Genomic DNA, 21,283 nt, shown 5'->3' on the forward strand with positions numbered 1-21,283 from the left:
GATGCTCGATCCCCATATCAAGGCACTGCTGGAGATGTTCTCCGCCGCCCCGAAAGTCGATTACGCCACGATCACACCCGAAGCGTTGCGGGCGACCAGCGACCAGCCGATGGCCTTCGCCCCGCCGCCCGAAGTGGCGCGGGTGGAGGATCTGGTCTTGCCACTGCCCGGCCGCGATATTCCGGCGCGGCTCTACCTGCCCGAAGGCGCGGCTGAAACCGGAGATGAAACCCCGCCGCTGGTGGTCTTCTACCATGGCGGCGGCTGGGTGATCGGCACGCTGGACACGCATGATGCCACTTGCCGCCAACTGGCGCGCGAAAGCGGCGCGGCGGTGCTGTCGGTCGGCTATCGCCTCGCGCCCGAACATCCGTTCCCCACGCCGCTTGACGATTGCTACGACGCGCTGGTCTGGGCAGCGGCCCATGGCGAAACGTTGGGTGTCGATGCCAAGCGACTGGCCGTGGCGGGCGACAGCGCCGGAGGCAACCTTGCCGCAGCAGTCGCGATCCGCGCGCGTGACGAAGGCGGCCCGGCGTTGCGCCATCAGGCGCTGGCCTATCCGGTCACCTGCAACAGCTTCGGCCACGCCTCCTACGCAGAGAATGGCGACGGCAGCTATTTCCTCTCCACCGATGCCATGCGCTGGTTCTGGCAGCACTATCTGGGCAGCGACACGGCCGATCACGTCCCGCTCGCCAGCGTGCTGGGCACGCCCGATCTTGCCGGGCTGCCTTCGGCCACGGTGATCACGGCCGAGCACGATCCGCTGCGCGACGAAGGCATGGCCTATGCCGCGCGACTGGGCGAAGCGGGCGTGAAGGTCGACAGCACCATCGCGCCGGGGATGATCCACGGCTTCCTGTCGATGTTTCAGGCGGTGCCCGGCGCGCTGCCATGGATGGAGCGCGCCGGGAGGGGACTACGCGAAGCGCTCGCCTGACAGTTCAGGCGAGCGTCCTATCGATCAGATGGCGGTCGCGCCGCCATCGATCACCATGGGATGACCGGTGACGAAAGCCGACGCGTCGCTGCAGAGCCAGACGACCGCCTCGGCAATTTCCTCCGCCTTGCCCATGCGGCCCATCGGGGTCATTCCCTCGATCACTTGCTTCATCTGCGGATCGGCGACCAGCGGCGCGGTCATCGGCGTTTCGATCACGCCGGGGCACACCGCATTGACGCGGATGCCCGCCTTGGCCCAGCGCAACGCGCCGTGGCGGGTAAGGCCGATGACGCCGTGCTTGGTGGCAGTGTAGCCGGGCTGGCTGGGATTGCCCACCAGACCGTTGATCGATGCCGTGTTGACGATGGCGCCACCGCCCTGCGCCAGCATCACTTCCGCTTCCTCCCGCATGCACAGCATCACGCCGGTCAGATTGATGCCTACGCTGCGCGCCCAGACCTCATCCTCATATTCGTTGGCGGCGATGGAGTTGATCCCGGCATTATTGAACGCATAGTCGAGCCGGCCGAATGCGGAGACCGCGGCGGCGACCATCGCCTTCACCTCATCCCCCTTGCTCACGTCGCAGCGTTGCCAGACGGCCTTGCCGCCGGCCTGCTCGATCAGCGAGACGGTTTCACGGCCGCCTTCCTCATTGACGTCGCTGACCAGCACGCTGGCGCCAGAGCGGGCGAAGGCCAGCGCGGCGGCGCGGCCGATGCCGCCGCTTGCGCCGGTGACCAGCGCGACCTTGCCGGCCAATCCGTAATCGATCATTCCCATATCCTCTCTCAGATCTCTTTCAGGCAGCTACTCAAGCAGCCACTGGCACTTCGCCGCAGGCGATGACGCGCAGCGCACCGTCTTCGGCGATTTCCTCGGTAATCATCGACGTCACCCGGCTCACCGTTTCCGCAATGAACCAGCGGCCCTGATGTCGGCGGTAGACATCCTCATATTCCACCGCGAGGCGGGTGATGCGCTGGGCGCTCATCAGGATGGTGCGGAAATTGAGCGACCAGACCCCGCGCGCCTCATCCGGCCCCACAAGGTCGATCTCCCAGTTGGTGGCGTGGTGAATGTCATGCACGCCGGGCTGGCAGGCCATCTGGCTGAACACCTCTACGAAGGCATCGCGGTCCGCAAATTCGGGGAATCCTTCGTAAGCGATGCGCGCGCCGGTCGGCAGGAAGCAGTCTCGCACCACTTCCGGCTCCTTGAGATCGCAGGCGCGCAGGTAACGGGCCTTGAGCGCACGGATCGCCTCCTTATCCTCCAGCACGGCAAGGCGCGCGGCCAGATCCGCCAACTCGATCATCATCGTAAATCTCCCATCCATTGTTCGCAACTCACTCGGCAGCGGCGTAATCAAGCCGTTTCTTCGCGAAAATCAGCCTTCAACGATCTCACGCGCAATGTCCGGCATGAAGGGCGGGGTCTCGTTCTGGAAGAAGGCCATGCGGCCTTCCAGCACTTGCCGGCTCATCTCGGGCTGGCTGTGGACCCAGAATTTGTTCTCCGCGATCTGTTCCAGGAACAGGCCGCAGCCTTCGTCCAGATCCATGCCGCAAGCGCTCATCATCTCGGCCATCTTGCGGCGGTGACTGGCGGCGGCTTCAGGCTCACCGGCGCCGGCGTCGGCATTAAAGATGTTGGTCTTGAGCATGCCGGGAATGATCGAGGAGACGTGGATCGGCGCCTCTTTCAGCTGCATCTCCAGATAGAGGCACTCGCTGAAGGCCTGCACCGCATGCTTGGTGACGATATAGGCGGTTTGCGCCGGCATGACCGAGAAGCCGCCGATCGAGGACAAGTTGGCGATCCATGCCTCCTTGCCGCTCTCCAACATACGCGGCACGAAGGCGCGCACGCCATGGATCACGCCGTGGATGTTGATGTCCAGCGTCGCCTCCCAGCGGGCGACAGGGATCTCCCAGGTGAAGCCTACCGTCTCTATCCCCGCGTTGTTGACGAGCAGGCGCACGTCGCCATGCGTGGCGAAGACGTGATCGGCCAGCCGATCGAGTTCCTCGGGTCTGGAAACGTCTACCCGGACCGCCTCGGCTGCACCGCCGGCGGACTGGATGGCATCGACCGTCGCCTGCGCGGCGGCCTGATTGATGTCGGCAACTACCACGGTCATACCCAGCGCGCCTGCGCGCCGGGCAAGACCCGCGCCGATGCCCGATCCAGCCCCGGTGATGACGGCCACGCCGCCTGCGAAAACTTCGGCGTCACGCGCCATGCAAACTCTCCCTCATGCCCCGTTGTCGTGCGGGAAGAAACGTCGCCCTCAACAGGCGAGTCGCCGCCGCCAGATTGAACGGGCGACGGCATCCCTACTTCCCGACCGAATTAAGCCGGGGCTTCTTCCTCAAGCTGCCCTGACCGGGCCGCATCGGCCTGCACCGACGATGCGTCGGAAAGCCCGTAATCCGCGAAGATCGGCGTGCGCATGGCGTCGGCAAAGGCGTCGTAGCTCCACGGCCAACTGGCCGGAACGCCTTCTGCATCCAGATACCAGCTGGTGCAGCCCGACCCGAAGATCGTCTTCTTCGCCGCGTCGATCCGCCGTTCTTCATAATCCGCATGCGCAGCCGCAGTCGGCGCGATCTGCCGCACTTCGCCCGTGCGCAACCGGTCCAGCAATTGCTCCACGTAGTCCCACTGCCGTTCGGCAATGTCGATCAGCGAGAAGTTGCCGACCGGCCCCGTCGGCCCATTGAGCAGGAACAGGTTGGGGAAGTGCGGCACGCTGAGCGCGTAGTAGGCAGTCGGCCGCTTGGCCCATGCCTCATCCAGCGAACGGCCGCCCTCTCCCGTCACCGTTGCCGGGCGGATGAAGCGATCGGCATGGAAGCCGGTGGCGAGGATCAGCGTGTCGAGCGGGTGGAACGTGCCATCCTGCATGCGCACGCCTTCCGGCTCCACTCGCGCAATGCGCCCGGTCTCCACGAAGACGGACGGGTTCTGCACTTCCTCATAGAAGCACCACGAATAGATCAGCCGCTTGCAGGCCGCGCGGTAATCGGGGCGCAGCTTCTCGCGCAGCTGCGGATCGCGGATCGAGTTCTCCAGATTGACGCGGCAGATCTCCTCGATCTCCGCCATTTCCGGGCCGTCGATATCGGTGATGCCATCGGTGAAGCGGCGGATCGCGCCGATATAGTCCTCGTGATAGCGGATCGCGTCCATCAGCGCGGGATCGGCGCGGAAGGCGGCGCGGTCCTCGTCGCTATAGGGGAACTGCGGCACCGGCATGATCCATTGCGGAGAGCGCTGGAAATGCACCAGCCTCTCCACCCGCTTGTTGATCGCGGTCAGGATCTGCACGCCGGTCGATCCGCAGCCGATCAGGCCTACGCGGGCGCCGTCGATCGGGGCATCGTCATCCCAGCGGGCGGTGTGGAAGGCATGCCCGGCAAAGCTCTCCAGCCCCTCGATGGGGGGCGTCTTGGGGTGGTGCAGCACGCCGGAGGCAGCGATCACCACGTCGAAGCGGTGGCTTTCGCCATTGGCCAGCGTCACCGTCCATTCGGCGGCGGCCTCATCCCACACCAGCCCGGCGACTTCGCAGCCGAAGCGGATGGAGCGGCGCACATCGTACTTGTCCGCCACCATCTCGAAATAGGCCTGAATCTCGGGGCCTGCGGCGTAATAGGCCTTCCATTCCGGATAAGGCTCGAACGCGTACGTATAGGCATGGGCAGGCACGTCGCAGGTGAGGCCCGGATAGCGGTTTTCACGCCAGGTGCCGCCCAGCTTGTCGGCCTTTTCGAAAAGGGTGAACTCCTCTCCGTTCTGCCGCAGCTTCACCCCGGCGAGCAGCCCCGCCATGCCTGCGCCGACGATCGCGTACCGCAACTTGCGCGTCGTCTGCTTGTCCTGTGCCATAGTCTTCCTCTCTCCATTCGGTGGCCGGTCCCGCCAGTGGTCAGCGTGCAGGAAACCGGCCGATATTCGGTTCTACGATTTCAATTCAGCAGTGCGCCGCCGTTGACGTGGACGACTTGGCCATTGATCCAGCGCCCGTCTTCGGACAGCAGCATGGCCGCCACCCCGGCAATATCCTCCGCCCTGCCCAGCCGCGTCGAACGGGTCTGCGCCAGACAAAGATCGGCCCATGCGGGGGGCACCTGCCCGCCCGCGATCATCTCCGGCGTCATCACGAAACCGGGGGCCACGCAGTTGGCCGTAACCCCCTGCTTCCCCCAGCGCGAGGCGACATGCCGCATCAGTGCATTGAGCCCGCTTTTGGACGCGGCATAGCTGGGCCGTTCCGGGTCCCCGCTGTCGCCGGCGGCGGAGCTTGTGTAGACGATCGCCCCGCCGCCTGACGACAACAGATGCGGCAGCACGGCGCGCGTGCACAGCAGATGGCCGCGCAAATTCACCGCGATGGTCCGGTCGAACACCGCAAGATCCAGCGCCAGCGCATCGCTGTCCGCAAAGATGGCGCGCAAATCGGCGGCGTTGACGTGCGCACCGTCCAGCCCGCCCAGCCGGTCCGCCGCTGCGGCTATCGCGGCATTGACGGATGCCTCGTCCACAATGTCCACCGCCAGCGCGAAAGCCTCATGCCCCTTGGCAACCATGCGCGTGGCGACTGCCTGCGCCGCAGGAAGATTGATATCCAGAACGGCGACACGCGCGCCTTCGGCGCAGAGGCGCTCCACGGTCGCGGCACCGATGCCGGTGCCCGCGCCGATCACCACAAGCCTCTTGCCTGCGAGCCGATCCGCCATCATCTCTCCGTCTGGTTCATCGCCCCCGGTTCCATCGCTACGACGCATATCGCCAAGCCGTGAACCAAGTTTGCCTTGATTATCGTAAAATCATCGCCAATAATTTGCGCAATGACAAGCCAAAAGGCGATGGGAGAGGCAAAATGCGATATTGCACGGGGTTACGGCCCTGCCAATCGCCGGTCTGCCGCTTTTCCGCCGCCCTGACGCCACTATCCAGCCGCGCCCCCGGGGAATGAGAGAGCCAGCCGCATGACATCCAATACCTATCCGCACCTGCTTTCCCCGCTTCGGATCGGCGCGATGGAGATTCGCAACCGCATCGCCGTCACCGCCATGGGGGTGAGTCTTTCCGAAGACGACGGCACCGTGGGCGAACGGCTGATCGCTTATCATGAGGAACAGGCGCGCGGCGGCGCCGGCCTCATCATCTCCGGCGTGGCGGGCGTGGCCTGGCCGGTCGGCGCGGTGTCGATGGGCCAGACAGCGATTTCGGAAGACCGCTTCATTCCCGGCCTGCGCCAGTTGACGGACCGCGTCCACGCGCACGGCGCGAAGATCGCCGCGCAGCTTCACCACGGCGGCCTCGTCGCCAATTACAGCCACGCGCGCTGGGGCCATCCGCTCTGGGCACCCGCCTATCCCAAGCCGCCGAAGGGCAATTTCACTGAATACTTCCTGATGGAGGAACTGGCGCCGCTGGCCGGGATGACGCCGCCGGCGGTCAAGCCGCTGGAACAGGCGGACATCGACCTTGCCGTCTTCCAGTTCGCCGCCGGTGCCCGCCGCGCGAAAGAGGCCGGCTTCGACGGTGTGGAGATCCACGCCGGGCACGGCTATCTGCTGTCCTCCTTCATCTCGCCCTATACCAACACCCGCACGGACGCTTACGGCGGCCCGCTGGAAAACCGCGCGCGGCTGGCGCTGGACGTGCTTAAGGCAGTCCGCGCCGAAGTGGGGCCGGATTTCCCGGTGTGGATCAAGATCGATTCGCGCGATGTGGGCAAGCCGGGCGGCATCACCATCGACCTCGCCCGCGATCTGGCGAAGCTGGTGGAGGCGGCCGGGGCGGACGCGATCACCGTCACCGCCTATCACGATACCGATCAGGGCAAGCTCCATTCGGAATCGCACACGCCGCAGACGCCCGGCTGGAACCTGGAATCCGTGGCCGCCATTCGCGAGGTAGTATCGGTTCCGGTGCTCGGTTCGGGCCGGGTCGGGCCCGATGTGGCGGACCGGGCGATCGGGCGCGGCGAGCTGGACGTCGTCGCCATGGGCCGCAAGCTGCTGGCCGACCCACACCTGCCGCGCAAGCTGACCGAAGGCGCGCCGGACACCGTGCGCCCCTGCATCTATTGCTACACCTGCATCAGCGCGATCTACATGGGCGAAGCGGTGCGCTGCGCAGTCAATCCCGCATTGGGGCGCGAGTATCAGGGCGAGCCGGAGGCCGGGTCGCCGCGCCCCATCGCGGTGGTCGGCGGCGGCCCCGGCGGCATGGAATCGGCGCGCCGGCTGGCGGCGCTGGGCCACAAGGTGACGCTGATCGAAAAGTCGGACCGGCTGGGCGGCACGCTGCGCTTCGCCAGCCTGGCCTATGAACCCAACGAACGCATTCTCGACTGGCTGCGCCGGGAAGTACGCGAGGCGGGTGTGGATGTGCGGCTCTCGACGGTGGCCACCCCCGAACTGCTCCGCGACCTCGGCGTCGAGGACGTGATCGTCGCCACCGGCGCGGTGCGCGGGATGCCGCCGATCCCCGGCGGCGATCTGCCGCACGTGTTCTCCGGCGACGACATGCGCCGGATGATGCTGGGCGAAAGTTCGGACGAATTGAAGCGCAAGACCGGGCTGTTCACCCGCCTCGCTACCAAAGTCGGCGCGGCGACGGGGGCCACCGCCAATCTTTCGCTGGTGCGCAAGGCCACGCATACCTGGATGCCGTTGGGGGACCGCGTGGTCATCGTCGGCGGCGAACTGGTCGGGCTAGAACTGGCCGAATTCCTCAGCGAGCGCGGCCGCACGGTTCATGTGATCGAGGAAGGCCCCCGGCTGGGGCGCGGATTGATGCTGGTGCGCCGGATGCGCATCCTGACCGAACTGGCAGAGCATGGCGTGGGCCTGCACGGCGGCGCCAGCGACATCGCCATCGGTGCGGACACGGTGACTTTCACCGACAATGAGGGGCAGGTGCGGAGCGTGGCGGCGGACAACGTGATCGTCGCGCGCGGGGCGGAAGGCGACCTGTCGCTGGCGCAGGCGATCGAGGCGGCGGGCTTCAACGTCCATGTCGTGGGCGATGCCAACGGCGTCGGCTACATCGAGGGGGCGATGCGTGGCGCGGCCGAGGCGGTGCGGGAAATCGCCGCGGCCCGCCATCCGCAACCGGCCTGAGGCCGGGCACACGCGATCAAGGGAAAAGGGGGCGAACGATGGAAACGGCCGATTTACGCCGCGTAGATGCACAATCTGAATTCTACGCATACACACCATCGTCGCACCAAGTAAGCGGCTTTGGCGCTTCGGTTTTCGGCCTTGCCGCGCGTTTCCAGCAGTCACTATGAGGTTGACGAGCAAGCGCTCCATGCGCAAACCGGCCGCTCGTTCCACGCTCCGTTCGGGAAGCAGGTTGCCGGAAGACATGACGCAAACGTTCCAGTTCGATGCGACCGACGCCAAGATCGTCGAGTTGCTGCGCCTCAACGGCCGCGCCAACAACCAGCAGATTGCCGAGACGCTGGGGCTGACCGCCACCACCGTTTCCACCCGCATCAAGCGGCTGGAAGATGCCAACCAGCTGCGCGTCGTCGCCGTTTCGGACTTCTCCGCCCACGGCTACAACGTGCTGCTCAAAATCGCGGTGGAAGTGGACGGCCGCCCAGTAAACGACGTGGCGCAAGATCTGGCCGCGCTGCCCGAAGTCTTCGCCGTGCATCTGGTCACCGGCCGGTACGACATCGACATGCTGGTGGCGCTGCAGGGGTTCGAGGATCTGTCCGGCTTCCTGCTCGACGATCTGTCCACCGTGCGCGGCATCCGCTCGCTGACGCCCGCCGTGGTCGTCGATATCATCAAGTACCAGTTCGACGTCGCGCCGATCGAAGCAAGGGATCGCTGAACAATGTCCTCCCCCGTGCTCGACGCACTCGACCACCAGCTGATCGACCTGCTTGCGCGTGACGCGCGCGTTTCCAACCGCAAGATCGCGGCGGAACTGGGCGTTACCGAAGGCACCGTGCGCGGCCGTATCAAGCGGCTGCAGCAGGACGGCCTGATCGCCTTTACCGCGATCACCGGCTTCGAAATGGGCAAGAAATCGCGCCTGGCCTTCATCAACGTGCAGGCCGACGTGCACCGCGTGCGCGAGGTTGCGGAAGCGATCGGCGCACTGCCGGAAATCAATGCCGTGCTGGTGACGATGGGCCAGTTCAACATCGCCGCGCTCTGTCTGTTCGACGAGTTGGAGATGCTGCAACACATCGCCTCTGAGCTCGTGCTGATGATCGACGGCGTGCACCATGTCGAAACCTCGATCGCAGTCAGCACCGTGAAGTACGAGGCGCGCATGGCCAAGATCACCCCGCCGGACCACATTGCCGACGAGGATTGAGCGCCAGATTTCGCGAATTGATCGGATGGAGCCCATTCTGGTTTGCATTTGCGTAATTTAATATATATACGATGACGCAAATCTAAAACGTCATCGTTGAGTCGCACGCGCTTGCGTAGCTCCCGGTGACTTACGGGAGCAGGCACATGAACGATGCCAAGGCGGCACTGAACCGCACCCTGGAACAACCCACGCTGGATGCCCGGCTGAAGCACGTGCTGCGTCACCTTCCAGCACCCGTCGGCGTGGTCACAAGCTTCGATCCGGAGACCGGCGATCCGGTGGGCCTTGCAATGTCGGCAATCATGCCCGTCTCGCTGGAGCCGTGCTCGATGGCGATCGCGGTCAACCGTTCGGGCTCCAGCCACGACGCATTGGTGCGCAGCGGCGAATTCTGCATCAACCTGCTGGATAGCGCGCGGCAAGGTCACATGGAGCCTTTCGCCCGGCCGGAAGCGCGCGCGCTGCGCTTCACCCAGCCCGAATGGCAGCGCCGGGGCCGGGTCTGGTTCATCGAGGGCGCCCCCGCCAACATCTTCTGCCACATCCGCGAGCGTGTGGCCTACGGCACGCATGATCTGCTGATCGGCGATGTCGACGAACTCGTCTCCACCGGGGGCGAGGACATCCTGGGCTGGGCCAATGGCTGCCTTGGCCGCCTGTCCCCGCTCGCCGCCTGAACTCACTCTTTTTCAAGAGATCGCAATGCCTGGAAACGACGCCTTGCTGGCGCGGATAGACCGCCTTGAATCGCTGGACGCCATCCGCCAGCTTCCCGCCAAGTACGCCCTCGCGCTCGACATGCGTGACAGCGATGCGTGGGTGAACCTGTTTCCCGCAGACGTGAAAGTCGGCGGCGGCCAGTCTGGTCGCAAAGCCCTGCGCGACTGGTTCGACGAGACGCATTCGCGCCAGTTCACCGGCACCTCGCACCACATCGGCGGCCATGTGATCGACTTCGACGATGCCGACAATGCGCAGGGCGTCGTCTATTCCAAGAACGAGCATGAGGCCGGCGGCGACTGGGTGGTCATGCAGATGATGTATTTCGACCGGTACGAACGGATCGACGGCCGCTGGTTTTTCCGCCGCCGCCTGCCGCTCTACTGGTACGCCAGCGACCTGAACCGCCCGCCGATCGGTGAGCGCAAGATGCGCTGGCCGGGTGAGCCCCCCTACGAAGGCAGCTTCCACGACCTGTTCCCAAGCTGGAAAACCTACTGGAATCGCCATGGCATGGCGCACGACGGCCCGGTAGACGCGCCCGCGCCGCTGGAAAAATTCATCGAAACGATGCGGCGCGGTGCCCCGCTGCCCCGTCCGCGTGTGCGTAGCTGAGGGGCGCCATGGATCCGCTTTTCACACCCGCCCGCCTTGGCGCCATCGAGCTGGCCAACCGCGTGGTCATGGCCCCCATGACGCGCGATCGCGCCGGGCCGCAGGACGAGCCGACTGACCTGATGGTGGAATACTACCGCCAGCGCGCATCGGCCGGGCTTATCGTCACCGAAGGCACCCAGCCCTCCCCCACCGGCAAGGGGTACTGGCGCACGCCGGGCATCCATTCGCCCGCACAAGTCGAAGGCTGGCGCAAGGTGGCGGACGCGGTTCACGGCGAAGGCGGCCGCATCGTCGTGCAACTGATGCATGTCGGCCGCGCATCGGTGCGCGCCAACAAGGCCGCCGACGCCGAAACCGTGGCTCCGTCCGCGCTGCCCTGCCCGGACCCGATTCCCGGTCCCGACGGCGTGCCGGTGCCCACCGAAATGCCGCGCGCGCTGGACACCGGCGAGATCAACGGCGTCATCGCCGAATACGTGGCCGCCGCGCGCAATGCCCGCGCGGCGGGGATCGACGGCGTCGAACTCCACTGCGCCAGCGGCTACCTGCCGATGCAGTTCCTGTCTTCCAACAGCAACCAGCGGACCGACCGTTACGGCGGCTCGGCACAGAACCGCGTGCGCTTCGTGGTGGAAGTGCTGGAATCGCTCGCCAAGGCCATCGGCGCAGACCGCGTGGGCTTGCGCATCTGCCCCGGCGTCACGTTCAACGGCATGGCCGATGCCGACCCGGCCGAGACGTATGCGGCGCTGCTGGATGCCATCGCCCCGCTGGGGCTGGCCTATTGCCACCTGATCCACATCCCCAATACCGGCTTTGACGCGCTGGAACTGGTGCGCGCACACTGGTCCGGCCCGGTAATCGAGAATTGCGCGCTCACGCCCGAAAAAGCGCGCGCCGTGCTGGCCGAGGGCAAGGCCGATGCCGTCTCTTTCGGGTTCGCCTTCATCGCCAACCCCGATCTTGCGCAGCGGCTGCGCGTAGGCGCCCCGCTCGCCAAGGCGGATCGCGCAACCTTCTACACCGGCATGGGCGACGACCGGCGCGGCTATACCGACTACCCCGCGCTCGCCGACTGAAGCCGCAACAGGGATGCTGCGATGATTGAAATCCAGACCTTGCTCGACGAGAGGCAGATCGTGAGAGGACTTTCCCGATTTGCCAGAATCCTTGACCGGAAAAAGTGGGACGAACTTTCGGATGTCTTCGCCCATGACCTCACCTTCAACTACGGCGTGGGCGAAGAAATCGGTATTGACGCGCTGGAGCGCAACATGCGCCGCTATCTCGACCGGTGCGGCCCCACGCAACATCTGATCGGCAGCATGATCGTCGATATCGACGGCGATGAAGCCACAAGCCGCGCCTATGTGCAGGCACGGCACCAGCGGCAGGACGATCCACTCGGCGCGATATTCGATTCCACCGGCGAATATGTCGACCGCTGGCAAAGGCGCACCGTAGGCTGGCGCATCGTTCGACGCGACGCGCTCTGGTTCCTGCACTCCGGTGATCCCGCCGTGATTTCCGCCGAAAGCGCGGGGCTTGGACAAGCTCGATGAAGGACGATGCGATGGTACAAGGCGCCCGGCCGCTGGCAGGACGCGCCGCACTGATCACCGGCGGCGGACAGGGTGTGGGGCAGGGCGTTGCCCGTGCCATGGCCGAGGCGGGCGCCGATGTGGTCATCGCGCAGCGCCGTCTGGACGAAGCTGAGCATGAGGCCGAATGGCTGCGCGAATCGCACGGCGTGCGCGCCTTCGCGCTGCAGATCGACGTGACCCGGGCCGAACAGATCGAGCGGATGGTGGCGGAAACGCTTGAGCGGCTCGGCCGGCTCGATGTGCTGGTCAACAATGCCGGGGCTAGCTTTCCCAAGCGACTGGAAAACCAGAGCGATGCAGACATGGCGGCGAGCTTCGACCTCAATTACTGGGCCGTGTTTCGCGCCATGCGCGCCGCGTTTCCGGTGATGAAGGCGCAAGGCTACGGCCGAGTGATCAACCTCGGCTCGCTGAACGGCGTCAACGCGCATATGTTCACCGCCGGCTATAACGCCAGCAAGGAAGCCGTGCGCGCGCTGACCCGCACGGCTGCCGTCGAATGGGGCCCGCATGGGATCACCTGCAACGTGATCTGTCCCTCCGCCACCAGCCCACAGGCGCGCGACTATTTCGAGGCCAATCCGGCGAAGGCGGACGAAATCCTGTCGCAAGTGCCGGCAGGCCGCTTCGGCCACGCCGTGCAGGACATCGGCCCAGTCGCCGTGTTTCTGGCGAGCGAGGGCGGCGGGTACATGACCGGCAACACGCTGTTCGTGGACGGCGGCGGGCATATCAACGGCGTTGCCTGGCGCCCGGAAGTCGGCGCATGAGCCGCCTCGGTATATCCAACGCCGTGCGCCCTTCCCCGCTGGGACTCACCGGCCGCGCCGCGCTGATCGCTTTCGCAACGATGAGCGGCGTAGCCAACAGCACGCTTTCACCCATCCTGCCGCAGATCGAGCGTGAGTTCGGCACGGCAAGCGGCCATGTCACCGTGACCATGGTGCTGACCGTGCTGGGCCTTGGCGTGCTGATCGGATCGCCATTGGGCGGCTGGCTGGGGGACCGGCTGGGCCACCGCCGGGTGATGTTCGTTTCCGGCCTGCTCTACGGCCTTGCCGGCTGCGGCATACTGTTCGCGGCGACGCTGGAGCAGGCGGTTCTCGGCCGCCTGATCGTCGGCATCGTGCTGGGATCGATGGGCGCGGCGGCGTTCTCGGTGATCGGTGATTACTGGGACGAGGAGGGGCGCAATGTTTGGTCCGGCGTGATCCCGTCTGTCGGCGCGCTGGCGGGCATGGCGCTGTCCATCGTCGCCGGTTCTCTGGCGGACACCGCGTGGCGAACCTCGTTCCTGATCTATGCCGTGGGCTTTGTCGCGGCGGCGCTGGCGCTGGCAGGAATTCCCGAAAAACCGGCCGTCACCGCGCGAGCGCGGGCGGCGGCGGCATCGGGCATTCCGGCAAGACTACTGCCCTCGATCTTCGGTTTCGGCCTCATCGTCGGCAGCATCGCAACCGGCACGTCTGCCTATCTGCCGCACCGGCTGGTCGATGTGGGCGTGGCCACCAGTTCGGGCCGGGCCGTCGTCGCGCTGTCCGGAGCGGCAACGGTGGTGCTCACCGGTTTCGCCTATGGCCGGATCCGGCGGATGATCTCGCTGGATCTGGCCTTCGTTTTCGGCGCGGCGTGCAGCGGCTTCGGCTTGCTTATCATGGCCTACGCGCCCACGGCGCCGATGGTCGCCTGCGGCATGGCGATCGAGGGCGTGGGGATCGGCGTGCTGATGCCCAGCCTGATGGTCTATGCCATCGGCCTGTCGGACGAGAGCAATCGTGGGCGCGTGATCGGCCTGATGAAAGGGGCGATTTTCGGCGGCCCGTTCCTGGTGCAGTTCGCGCTCGATCCAGTCCGCCTCCACGCCGGAGCCTCCGCCGCGCTGGCGATCCTAGCCGCATCGGGCGCCGTGCTGGCGTTGTGGTTCGCAGTCCGCTGGCTGGGGCGCCGGCCGAAACTGGCCTGATCGCCGTCAGGTCAGGCCGGCGGCGGCATCGGCTATTCCGCTCGTATCGAAAGGCCGAAGCGCGCAGAGCAAGGTGAGCCAGCGTCCCGGCCGCAGGCTCGTTTCACGGTCGCGGGCGCCCAGTGCCTGCACGTCGCGGCGCAATCGCTCGATCAGTTCGGCCAGTTGCCCGACCCCCGCTTCGGACAGCTTGATCAGTTCGGAAGTGTAAACAGCATCGGGGGCGCCGAAATCCATCGCCATGAACTGCTGTTTCAGGTGGGTTTCGAACAGCTTGCGCAGCGGCAACTTCCGGAAGATCAGCGCCCGGTCGACGCGCGGGCGCACACGGTCGCCGCGCAGGCGGTCGATCAGCGCCAACCGCTCCAGCTTCAGCAGGGCCGCATCCAGCGTGGCGCGCGGAAGGCCGAAATCCTCACCGATCTCGCGTGGGCTGGCCCCTGCCAGAAGCGCCATGAACAGGGTGGAGAGAAACACGTCGGCAGAGAGCGCCCGCTCCTGCGCCAAAGTCAGTTCGCGGGCGAGGCCGGTGCGCGCCTGCTCCGCCTCCCGCGCCAGTTCGGAAATGGTGGTTCCGCACAGTTCGGCCATGCGTTCCAGCCGGTCAAGCGTGAGTCCCTTGCCGACGATCCAGCGCTTTGCCGTCGCCTCCGAAACGCCCATCGTTTCGGCCAAACGGGGCGCCGTCCAACCCTCCTGCCGCAAGTGGCGGCGCAGCACACCGAGCATCGCATCGCTTGTGGAATCGTATCGCATTTCGATACGCATGGGCGCAGATTATGATACGATTTTCAAGCCGTTTCTTCGGCTCAAAGCCACCCCATTCTATCCTCTCCTGGCGACAACGATCGCCCGGCGGCCACTTGGAGGGTCGGGACAAAAACAGCGTGGGAGATGCCCGAAAATGGAAGATATCCTGATCAGGAACGGCACCGTGGTCGACGGCACCGGCGCCCCGGCCTACGCGGCCGATGTGCGCGTGACCGGCGGCATGATCGCCGAGGTCGGCCCCAGCCTGGAGCCGCGCGGCGAGCGCGTGGTCGATGCGGCAGGCTGCTACGTCACCCCCGGCTTCATCGAAAGCCATACGCACTACGACGGCACCATGTGGTGGCAGCCCGATCTCGATCCCCTGCCCGGCTATGGCGCGACGACGATGATCCTGGGAAACTGCGGCTTTTCCACCGCGCCGCTCCATCGTTACATGCCCGCGCAGAAAGAGATGATCGGCATCTTCTCGTTCTTCGAGGATATTCCCGAAGGCCCGTTCCTGCAGCACTTGCCGTGGGACTGGAACACATGGTCCGAATACCGCGCATCGGTGGAGCGGAACGTGACGGTGCCGCTGAACTATGCCGCCTATGTCGGCCATATCGCCATCCGCCTTGCCGCGATGGGCGTGGAAGCGTGGGACCGCGAGGCGACGCCCGAGGAAATCGCGCGCATGTGCGAATTGCTGGACGATGCGCTGGCGGCGGGCGCGCTGGGCATGTCGGACAATCTGCACGATCATGACGGTCAGGACCGCCCGGTGCCCACACTGAAGGCCAACGATGCAGAATTCGCCGCGCTGTTCGACGTGATGGAGCGCTATCCCAACTGCTGCTACCAGGTGATCGTCGATACCTTCATGCGCATGACCGGCCCGGCCGACCTTGAGCGGCTGGCGAAATTGCTGGGCGGTCGCAAGATCCGCGTGCAGATCGCGGGCGCAGTGCCGACGCTGGATTTCCAGAAGGCGATCCTGCCCGCTATGCAGGAAAGCCTGCGCACGATGCGGGAGTCGGATGTCGATATCTGGCCCGGCTTCGCGCACGTTTCGCCCACCAATGTGCTTTCCATCGTCAAGTCGCTGATCTTCGCGCAATCCAACGACTATGTGTGGCACGAAGTCGTCATGGCCGAGGATCATGGCGAGAAGGCGCGGCTGCTGGCCGATCTGGACTGGCGGGCACGCGCGCGCAAGAGCTGGGACGAGAACGCCTGGGATCATTCGCCGCTGAAGAACCCGCAAGCGCTGAACTTAATCGACAGCGAGAATGGCACCGGCCCGGTCAACGTGACGCTCAAAGCCTATGCCGATGAGCGCGGGCTGCACCGATCCGACGCGATGGCGGAGTGGATTCTGGCCAACGGCACCCGTTCCACCGTGCACATGGCGCCCTTCCCCAAGGATGAGGCGCTGACGATCGAGCTGATGCGCGATCCCAAGACGGTGGGCAACATCTCCGACGCCGGGGCGCATTTGCAGATGCTCTGCGGCGGCGGCGAGAACGCGCTGCTGCTGACCCAGTACGTGCGCGAGGAAGGCTCGCTCTCCATCGAGGAGGCGGTCCACGTCATGACCGGCAAGCTGGCGGGCCACTTCAACCTCAACGACCGGGGTGTGATCGCACAAGGCAAGCGTGCGGACATCGCCGTGTTCGACCTTGCCGAAGTGGAACGGCGCGAGATGGAGAAGGCGCATGACGTGCCGGACGGGCGCGGCGGCCATTCCTGGCGCTTCACCCGCAAGGCGATGCCCACCCGCCTGACGCTGGTGAACGGCGTGCCCACGTTCGAGAACGGGGCCTATACCGGCGCCAAGCCGGGCCAGTTCCTCTCCCCCGCAATCCAGCCGCTGGGCAATTTCGCGGAAGCTGCCGAATGACCTGACAAGACCAACCGGGGCAGCGCTTCCCAAGGAGAGAAGCGCGCCCCACGCAGGAAAGGATGTCTCGATGAATGAAGCCACGATCGGCGATGCCGACCGCGCCTATTTCAACGGCGCGATCAAGGCGATCACCACGCAAAGCTCTGTGCTGGTCAGTTCCTCCCGCTATCTCAACCACGCGCCGCTGCGCGCACTGATCGCGCAGGAAATGCTGCGCCGGAACGGGCCGGACCTGCCCAACACCGCCTATATCCCCGAAGTCGCGCAGATCTTCCACGAGCTGGAGGACATGCCCCGCATCATCCAGCTGTTCGAGATGGAGAAGGCCCGCCTGCCCGAATTCCGCCGTTGGCTGGAGGAAAAGCGGCTGGCGGACTTCACCATCGCCGAACTGGAACACTGCGCCCCCGGCACGCTGGGCGCGGCGATCCGCGATTTCATGGTGAACTCGGGCTATCAGCTGGACCTGTTCTTCCAGGAAGTGCAGGTGGTGAACGACTTCACCTATTACTTGCGCCAGACCGCGCTGACGCATGATATCGAGCATATGGTGACCGGCTTCGGCCCCAACCACGGCGGCGAGATCGCGCTGCTGACCGCGAATATGCATGCCAAGGCGCGCTATTTCCATCCGGAGCTTTCCGCCTTCTTCTCGCGCATCGCCTTCTACCTGAAGGCCAAGACGATTCTGAAGGACGGGCTGCACTATCCGGAGGCGATGGTCGTCAATCTGGAAGCCGAATTCCGCGGTGCCGAGCAAGGACGCAACTGGACCATGCCGCTGATGCTGGTGGACTGGCGCGCGCGGGTTGACCAGCAGATCGTCGACATCCGCCGCGAACTGGGGATCACGCCGGCAGAGGAAGGGCTCTGGTTGGATACCAATCGCCTCTGCAACGAGGATGATCCCGACTACCAACCGACTCTCCAGGCCGCCGAGTAAGGCGGCCTCCTCCCAGGCCGGTCCCGCGTCCTGCGGGGCCGGCCGACCCGGCGGCGCGCGGTACCGCGCGGGCCGGAACGGCTGCACGCGCATCAGGGGATGATGCGGCTATCTGCGGCCACACCGAAATCTCAAAACAGGCGAAGACCGACCGGAACGGCAGAACAAAACCACAAAAATTGGGGAGGCACTTGCATGAAGAACCTGAACCTCGCGCGTTTCGCGGGCTGCTCTACGCTGGCCTTGGGGCTGGCCATAACGGCCACGGCAGCGTCCGCGCAGACCGCACCTGACGCCGCCGCACAGCCGGTGACCACCATTCAGGAAATCATCGTTACCGCTCAGAAGCGTTCGGAAAACCTGCAAAGCGTGCCGGTCGCCGTCACAGCCATCACCGCCGACCAGATCGCCAATTCGCGGATCGAGAATATCGCCGACTTGCGTTCGGTCGCGCCCAATCTCTACGTCGTCACCCAACCGGGCGGCAACGCGATCCCTTCCACGATGATGCGCGGGCAGGTTTCAGGCGCGGCGTCCAACCCGACGGTGGACAACGGCATCTCCTACTACATCGACGGGGTCTATCTCGGCTCGCTCAGCGGCATCATCTTCGACGTTGCCGATATCGAGCGGATCGAGGTGATCCGCGGCCCCGCCGGCACCCTGTTCGGCACCAATTCCACCGGCGGCGCGATCAACTACATCACGTCCGGCCCGCGCGGCGTCTTCGCGGCCAAGCAGGATTTCAGCTATGCCCGCTTCGGCTCCTTCCGCAGCAAGACGCGGATCGATCTGCCCGAATGGCACGGAATCAGTGCGGCCGTCAGCTACCTCCACAATGAAAAGCGCAACGACGTGCGCAATTACGACCAGATCACGCTCGACTATTCGAACGAGACTTCGGGCGAAGTGGGCAAGCTGACGTCGGTCAAGCGGCTGGGTGAAAGCACCACCGATGCCGTCCACGCGGCCGTGCGCTGGAAACCGCTGGACGACCTGACGATCGACTACAAGTTCGACTGGTCGCGTCAGGAATTCTCGCCCCCGCCGGTCTATCTGCTAGGCTTTCCCGATACGCCAGGCGGGATCGCCGCCTACCAACTGACCGCCTCGCAAGTCTATTTCGGCGGGCCCACGCTGGACGACTATATCCAGACCAAGCGCGGCAACGTGGTGTTCAACGACACGACGACCAAGAGCGTGACGAAGACGACCTCTCACCTGATCGTCGGCACCTATCGCGCGAACGAGCATCTGACGATCAAGAACACCACCAGCTGGCGTTCGCTGGATCGCAATGCCTTCACCTCGAACCTGGACGGAACCGGCACGCTGACGGTGCCGATCGCCTATGGGCCGGACGGTTCGCCCGTCGCTTTCGCGCCGCTCTCTCCGCTGTCGGTGCGCTGCTGCAACCAGCTGCGCCAGTTCAGCAACGAATTGCAGTTTAACGTGGACACCACGCCCGTGGCGGCGACGGCGGGCCTGTTCTACTACAACCGCCGCACCCCGCCGGGAGAGAATCCGTTCGGTCTGCCGGTGGTCGATACCTTCCAGATCTTCCCCGGCAATGCCCATCCCGGCACGCCGATCACCGATTTCGACCGCAGCTTCTATTTCAAGGTCCGGCAAGTCGCCGGTTATGGACAGGCGACCTGGCACGCCACCGACCAGATCGATGTGACGGGCGGCATCCGCTACACGCAGGACGACAAGACCTTCTTCGATACTTCGGCGGGCGAGCCGGGATCGACCTACACATACTCGAAGGGTAATTTCAGCTACCTCGCGAACGTCACCTACAAGCCTTCGCGCGACCTGCTGCTCTATGCCAAATACGTCACCAGCTTCATCGCCGGCGGCACGGCGGCGGGCCCGCTGGCGGTGGACAGCGTGACCGGCAAAGTGTTCCAGGGCCCAGCGATCCCCTACAAGGAGGAGCGCGCCTATTCGTGGGAAGGCGGGCTGAAGGCCGACTGGCTGGGCCACCGCCTGCGTACCAACCTGGCCTTGTTCCATGTGCGGTATTCCAACCTGCAGACGCCCATCTTCGCCTCATCCGGCTGCGTGACTTCGCCCAGCGGCATTTGCGAGCCGATCGTCTCCTCCCAATACACCGCCAACTTCGGCAAGGCCCGCGCCTTCGGGTTGGAGTTCGAAGTGACCGCAATCCCCATCGAGAACCTGACGCTAAGCGCCAGCGGCAGCGTCACCGATTTCAAGTATCTGGAAATCTCGCCCGAAGTTCTGGCGAGCGGCGGCGTCAGCAAAGTTTCAGACTATCCCGAAACGATGCGCCCCACTTTCATGTCGAACCTTTCGGCCGAATACGTGCAGCCGCTGGATGACGGGATGCGTCTTGCCCTGCGCGTGGACGGGGCGCTGCGCTCCAAGATCGTGGTCGGCACGAGCGTGTTCAGCAGCGCCGGCTTCGCGGCGGCGGGCCTGCCCTACACCAACGATTATATGAATGCGGAGAACACCCAGAAGGCACTGCTGACGCTCAATGCGCGGCTCTCGCTGATGGACCTGCCGCTGGGGCCGACGACGGCGACCGTCTCGCTCTGGGGCCGCAATCTCACCAACAAGCAGCAGATCAACATCATCTCCAATACCGGCGTGACCGCTGCTGCACTGTTCGATGATCCGGCGACTTACGGCATCGATCTTTCCATTAAGCTCTAAGGATGTGCATTCGGCCGGTGGCTATGGGGCTCTCGCGATCCGCCTGCCAGCAGGTCGCGTCCACATTCACCACCCGTTTGCCCAGGCGCACGATGCGCGCTTGGGCATAGCTTTCGACCATCAACCCGCCGCGCAGGAAATCGATGGTGATGTTGATCGGGCGGGGGCGCTCTCCCGCCACTTCACCTTCCCCCGCCAGCGCGGCGAGGCAGGCGAGTTCTAGCAGGCTGCCGATCACGCCGCCATAGAGAAAACCCTGCCTCCCCTCCAACGCGGGGGACGCCGGCATGACGAGGCCGGTATTGCCCTGCGCGTCGGTCCATTCGCGCACACCCAGCAATTGTGCATAAGGGGCGCGTTCGATCATGGTTCGCTCGTGAAAAAGAAGCTGGCGGCCGCGAAGGCAACCGGATTGGCAGGATCGCCGTCGTGCACTTCGCAGCGGGTGAAGGCCACGCGGCGCGTCACCCGGTGGCAGGTGGCGCGGGCGTGGAGCGTGCATTCGGGACGCGCCGCGCGCAGGTAATCGACCCTGAGGTCGAGCGTCGCCATCGGCTCCCACCGCCGCGTGCGCGCAATGATCGCCGCCCCCGCCGCCGCATCGATCAGCGAGATGACCGGACCAGAGGAAACCAACCCCACCCCGGCATCCATCAGGAATCCCGCCGAGAACGGACAGGCCAGCTCTGCCCAGTCCGCCCCGGCCGCGACGTGATAGATGCCCAGCAGGGCGTGATGCCCGCGCGGGGGCATGGACTTCAGCCGCTCGAACGGGTCCTCCGGCTCCATC

21 protein-coding genes are annotated in these 21,283 nt (G+C 65.3%); 13 read left to right on the plus strand and 8 right to left on the minus strand.

Translation table 11 applies throughout. The features are described from left to right. Window position 1 precedes the first annotated feature (1 nt). The gene (estDL136, locus tag EDF56_RS23330) at window positions 2-943 is read left to right on the plus strand and encodes a chloramphenicol hydrolase (RefSeq protein ID WP_132392113.1); all 942 of its coding nucleotides are present in this window, start codon (window positions 2-4) and stop codon (window positions 941-943) included. A 24-nt stretch (window positions 944-967) separates the two neighbouring features. Here the strand turns inward: estDL136 and EDF56_RS23335 are convergent, their stop codons facing one another. The 5 genes from EDF56_RS23335 to EDF56_RS23355 all read right to left on the minus strand — a co-directional run bounded on the left by EDF56_RS23335 (window position 968) and on the right by EDF56_RS23355 (window position 5,691). Continuing rightward, on the minus strand, window positions 968-1,729 hold the full coding sequence (locus EDF56_RS23335; protein WP_243652810.1) for a glucose 1-dehydrogenase: 762 nt from the start codon (window positions 1,727-1,729) through the stop codon (window positions 968-970). A 31-nt stretch (window positions 1,730-1,760) separates the two neighbouring features. Then, window positions 1,761-2,267 (minus strand): nuclear transport factor 2 family protein, encoded by a 507-nt coding sequence (locus EDF56_RS23340; protein ID WP_132392117.1) that lies wholly within the window; start codon window positions 2,265-2,267, stop codon window positions 1,761-1,763. A 69-nt stretch (window positions 2,268-2,336) separates the two neighbouring features. Then, complete coding sequence (locus EDF56_RS23345; RefSeq protein WP_132392119.1) at window positions 2,337-3,191, minus strand: SDR family NAD(P)-dependent oxidoreductase; 855 nt, start codon at window positions 3,189-3,191, stop codon at window positions 2,337-2,339. Window positions 3,192-3,301: 110 nt separating this feature from the next. Further along, entirely contained in the window at window positions 3,302-4,840 is a 1,539-nt protein-coding gene (locus tag EDF56_RS23350; protein WP_132392121.1) for an NAD(P)/FAD-dependent oxidoreductase, read from the minus strand. An 80-nt stretch (window positions 4,841-4,920) separates the two neighbouring features. Beyond that, complete coding sequence (locus tag EDF56_RS23355; RefSeq protein ID WP_132392123.1) at window positions 4,921-5,691, minus strand: SDR family NAD(P)-dependent oxidoreductase; 771 nt, start codon at window positions 5,689-5,691, stop codon at window positions 4,921-4,923. 252 nt (window positions 5,692-5,943) lie between these two features. On the opposite strand from EDF56_RS23355, the gene EDF56_RS23360 reads away from it, so the two are divergent. From EDF56_RS23360 to EDF56_RS23400, 9 genes are all read left to right on the plus strand, one after another. After that, a complete protein-coding gene (locus EDF56_RS23360; RefSeq protein ID WP_132392125.1) occupies window positions 5,944-8,088 on the plus strand; it encodes an FAD-dependent oxidoreductase in 2,145 nt (714 codons plus the stop codon). A gap of 247 nt (window positions 8,089-8,335) precedes the next feature. Then, the gene (locus tag EDF56_RS23365) at window positions 8,336-8,812 is read left to right on the plus strand and encodes an Lrp/AsnC family transcriptional regulator (protein WP_132392127.1); all 477 of its coding nucleotides are present in this window, start codon (window positions 8,336-8,338) and stop codon (window positions 8,810-8,812) included. A 3-nt stretch (window positions 8,813-8,815) separates the two neighbouring features. Then, on the plus strand, window positions 8,816-9,304 hold the full coding sequence (locus EDF56_RS23370) for an Lrp/AsnC family transcriptional regulator (protein WP_132392129.1): 489 nt from the start codon (window positions 8,816-8,818) through the stop codon (window positions 9,302-9,304). A gap of 146 nt (window positions 9,305-9,450) precedes the next feature. Further along, entirely contained in the window at window positions 9,451-9,984 is a 534-nt protein-coding gene (locus tag EDF56_RS23375) for a flavin reductase family protein (protein WP_132392131.1), read from the plus strand. Window positions 9,985-10,009: 25 nt separating this feature from the next. Next, on the plus strand, window positions 10,010-10,642 hold the full coding sequence (locus EDF56_RS23380) for a nuclear transport factor 2 family protein (protein WP_132392133.1): 633 nt from the start codon (window positions 10,010-10,012) through the stop codon (window positions 10,640-10,642). Between the two features lie 8 nt (window positions 10,643-10,650). After that, window positions 10,651-11,724, plus strand: coding sequence for an alkene reductase (locus EDF56_RS23385; protein ID WP_132392135.1), 1,074 nt, complete (start codon window positions 10,651-10,653; stop codon window positions 11,722-11,724). A gap of 21 nt (window positions 11,725-11,745) precedes the next feature. Next, the gene (locus EDF56_RS23390; RefSeq protein WP_132392137.1) at window positions 11,746-12,207 is read left to right on the plus strand and encodes a nuclear transport factor 2 family protein; all 462 of its coding nucleotides are present in this window, start codon (window positions 11,746-11,748) and stop codon (window positions 12,205-12,207) included. 11 nt (window positions 12,208-12,218) lie between these two features. Continuing rightward, the gene (locus EDF56_RS23395) at window positions 12,219-13,019 is read left to right on the plus strand and encodes an SDR family oxidoreductase (protein WP_132392205.1); all 801 of its coding nucleotides are present in this window, start codon (window positions 12,219-12,221) and stop codon (window positions 13,017-13,019) included. After that, a complete protein-coding gene (locus EDF56_RS23400; RefSeq protein WP_132392139.1) occupies window positions 13,016-14,212 on the plus strand; it encodes an MFS transporter in 1,197 nt (398 codons plus the stop codon). Before EDF56_RS23395 ends, EDF56_RS23400 begins: the two co-directional genes overlap by 4 nt. A 6-nt stretch (window positions 14,213-14,218) precedes the next feature. On the opposite strand, the gene EDF56_RS23405 is transcribed toward EDF56_RS23400, so the two are convergent. Next, on the minus strand, window positions 14,219-14,980 hold the full coding sequence (locus EDF56_RS23405; protein ID WP_243652811.1) for a helix-turn-helix transcriptional regulator: 762 nt from the start codon (window positions 14,978-14,980) through the stop codon (window positions 14,219-14,221). A 136-nt stretch (window positions 14,981-15,116) separates the two neighbouring features. On the opposite strand from EDF56_RS23405, the gene EDF56_RS23410 reads away from it, so the two are divergent. From EDF56_RS23410 to EDF56_RS23420, 3 genes are all read left to right on the plus strand, one after another. Beyond that, a complete protein-coding gene (locus tag EDF56_RS23410; protein ID WP_132392141.1) occupies window positions 15,117-16,862 on the plus strand; it encodes a D-aminoacylase in 1,746 nt (581 codons plus the stop codon). Window positions 16,863-16,932: 70 nt separating this feature from the next. Then, a complete protein-coding gene (locus EDF56_RS23415) occupies window positions 16,933-17,808 on the plus strand; it encodes a Coq4 family protein (protein ID WP_132392143.1) in 876 nt (291 codons plus the stop codon). A gap of 195 nt (window positions 17,809-18,003) precedes the next feature. Further along, on the plus strand, window positions 18,004-20,493 hold the full coding sequence (locus EDF56_RS23420) for a TonB-dependent receptor (RefSeq protein ID WP_132392145.1): 2,490 nt from the start codon (window positions 18,004-18,006) through the stop codon (window positions 20,491-20,493). Here EDF56_RS23420 and EDF56_RS23425 read toward each other — a convergent pair. Together EDF56_RS23425 and EDF56_RS23430 are read right to left on the minus strand one after the other, a co-directional pair. Further along, complete coding sequence (locus tag EDF56_RS23425; RefSeq protein ID WP_132392147.1) at window positions 20,483-20,860, minus strand: PaaI family thioesterase; 378 nt, start codon at window positions 20,858-20,860, stop codon at window positions 20,483-20,485. The genes EDF56_RS23420 and EDF56_RS23425 overlap by 11 nt on opposite strands. Continuing rightward, window positions 20,857-21,282, minus strand: a complete 426-nt coding sequence (locus EDF56_RS23430) for a PaaI family thioesterase (RefSeq protein ID WP_132392149.1) — start codon at window positions 21,280-21,282, stop codon at window positions 20,857-20,859. The genes EDF56_RS23425 and EDF56_RS23430 overlap by 4 nt, the downstream gene beginning before the upstream one ends. Window position 21,283 lies beyond the last annotated feature (1 nt).

Origin of the sequence: Novosphingobium sp. PhB165, from assembly GCF_004341845.1 — a bacterium.
In the GTDB taxonomy this organism is placed as follows: domain Bacteria; phylum Pseudomonadota; class Alphaproteobacteria; order Sphingomonadales; family Sphingomonadaceae; genus Novosphingobium.

Bases quoted from the DNA above. Each gene is read 5' to 3' on its own strand.
- EDF56_RS23370 (WP_132392129.1), top strand. From the start codon at position 8,816: ATGTCCTCCCCCGTGCTCGACGCACTCGACCACCAGCTGATCGACCTG.
- EDF56_RS23380 (WP_132392133.1), top strand. From the start codon at position 10,010: ATGCCTGGAAACGACGCCTTGCTGGCGCGGATAGACCGCCTTGAATCG.
- EDF56_RS23335 (WP_243652810.1), bottom strand. From the start codon at position 1,729: ATGGGAATGATCGATTACGGATTGGCCGGCAAGGTCGCGCTGGTCACC.
- estDL136 (WP_132392113.1), top strand. From the start codon at position 2: ATGCTCGATCCCCATATCAAGGCACTGCTGGAGATGTTCTCCGCCGCC.
- EDF56_RS23385 (WP_132392135.1), top strand. From the start codon at position 10,651: ATGGATCCGCTTTTCACACCCGCCCGCCTTGGCGCCATCGAGCTGGCC.
- EDF56_RS23375 (WP_132392131.1), top strand. From the start codon at position 9,451: ATGAACGATGCCAAGGCGGCACTGAACCGCACCCTGGAACAACCCACG.
- EDF56_RS23410 (WP_132392141.1), top strand. From the start codon at position 15,117: ATGGAAGATATCCTGATCAGGAACGGCACCGTGGTCGACGGCACCGGC.
- EDF56_RS23340 (WP_132392117.1), bottom strand. From the start codon at position 2,267: ATGATGATCGAGTTGGCGGATCTGGCCGCGCGCCTTGCCGTGCTGGAG.
- EDF56_RS23365 (WP_132392127.1), top strand. From the start codon at position 8,336: ATGACGCAAACGTTCCAGTTCGATGCGACCGACGCCAAGATCGTCGAG.
- EDF56_RS23420 (WP_132392145.1), top strand. From the start codon at position 18,004: ATGAAGAACCTGAACCTCGCGCGTTTCGCGGGCTGCTCTACGCTGGCC.
- EDF56_RS23360 (WP_132392125.1), top strand. From the start codon at position 5,944: ATGACATCCAATACCTATCCGCACCTGCTTTCCCCGCTTCGGATCGGC.
- EDF56_RS23345 (WP_132392119.1), bottom strand. From the start codon at position 3,191: ATGGCGCGTGACGCCGAAGTTTTCGCAGGCGGCGTGGCCGTCATCACC.
- EDF56_RS23395 (WP_132392205.1), top strand. From the start codon at position 12,219: ATGGTACAAGGCGCCCGGCCGCTGGCAGGACGCGCCGCACTGATCACC.
- EDF56_RS23350 (WP_132392121.1), bottom strand. From the start codon at position 4,840: ATGGCACAGGACAAGCAGACGACGCGCAAGTTGCGGTACGCGATCGTC.
- EDF56_RS23405 (WP_243652811.1), bottom strand. From the start codon at position 14,980: ATGCGTATCGAAATGCGATACGATTCCACAAGCGATGCGATGCTCGGT.
- EDF56_RS23355 (WP_132392123.1), bottom strand. From the start codon at position 5,691: ATGGCGGATCGGCTCGCAGGCAAGAGGCTTGTGGTGATCGGCGCGGGC.
- EDF56_RS23430 (WP_132392149.1), bottom strand. From the start codon at position 21,282: ATGGAGCCGGAGGACCCGTTCGAGCGGCTGAAGTCCATGCCCCCGCGC.
- EDF56_RS23400 (WP_132392139.1), top strand. From the start codon at position 13,016: ATGAGCCGCCTCGGTATATCCAACGCCGTGCGCCCTTCCCCGCTGGGA.
- EDF56_RS23390 (WP_132392137.1), top strand. From the start codon at position 11,746: ATGATTGAAATCCAGACCTTGCTCGACGAGAGGCAGATCGTGAGAGGA.
- EDF56_RS23415 (WP_132392143.1), top strand. From the start codon at position 16,933: ATGAATGAAGCCACGATCGGCGATGCCGACCGCGCCTATTTCAACGGC.
- EDF56_RS23425 (WP_132392147.1), bottom strand. From the start codon at position 20,860: ATGATCGAACGCGCCCCTTATGCACAATTGCTGGGTGTGCGCGAATGG.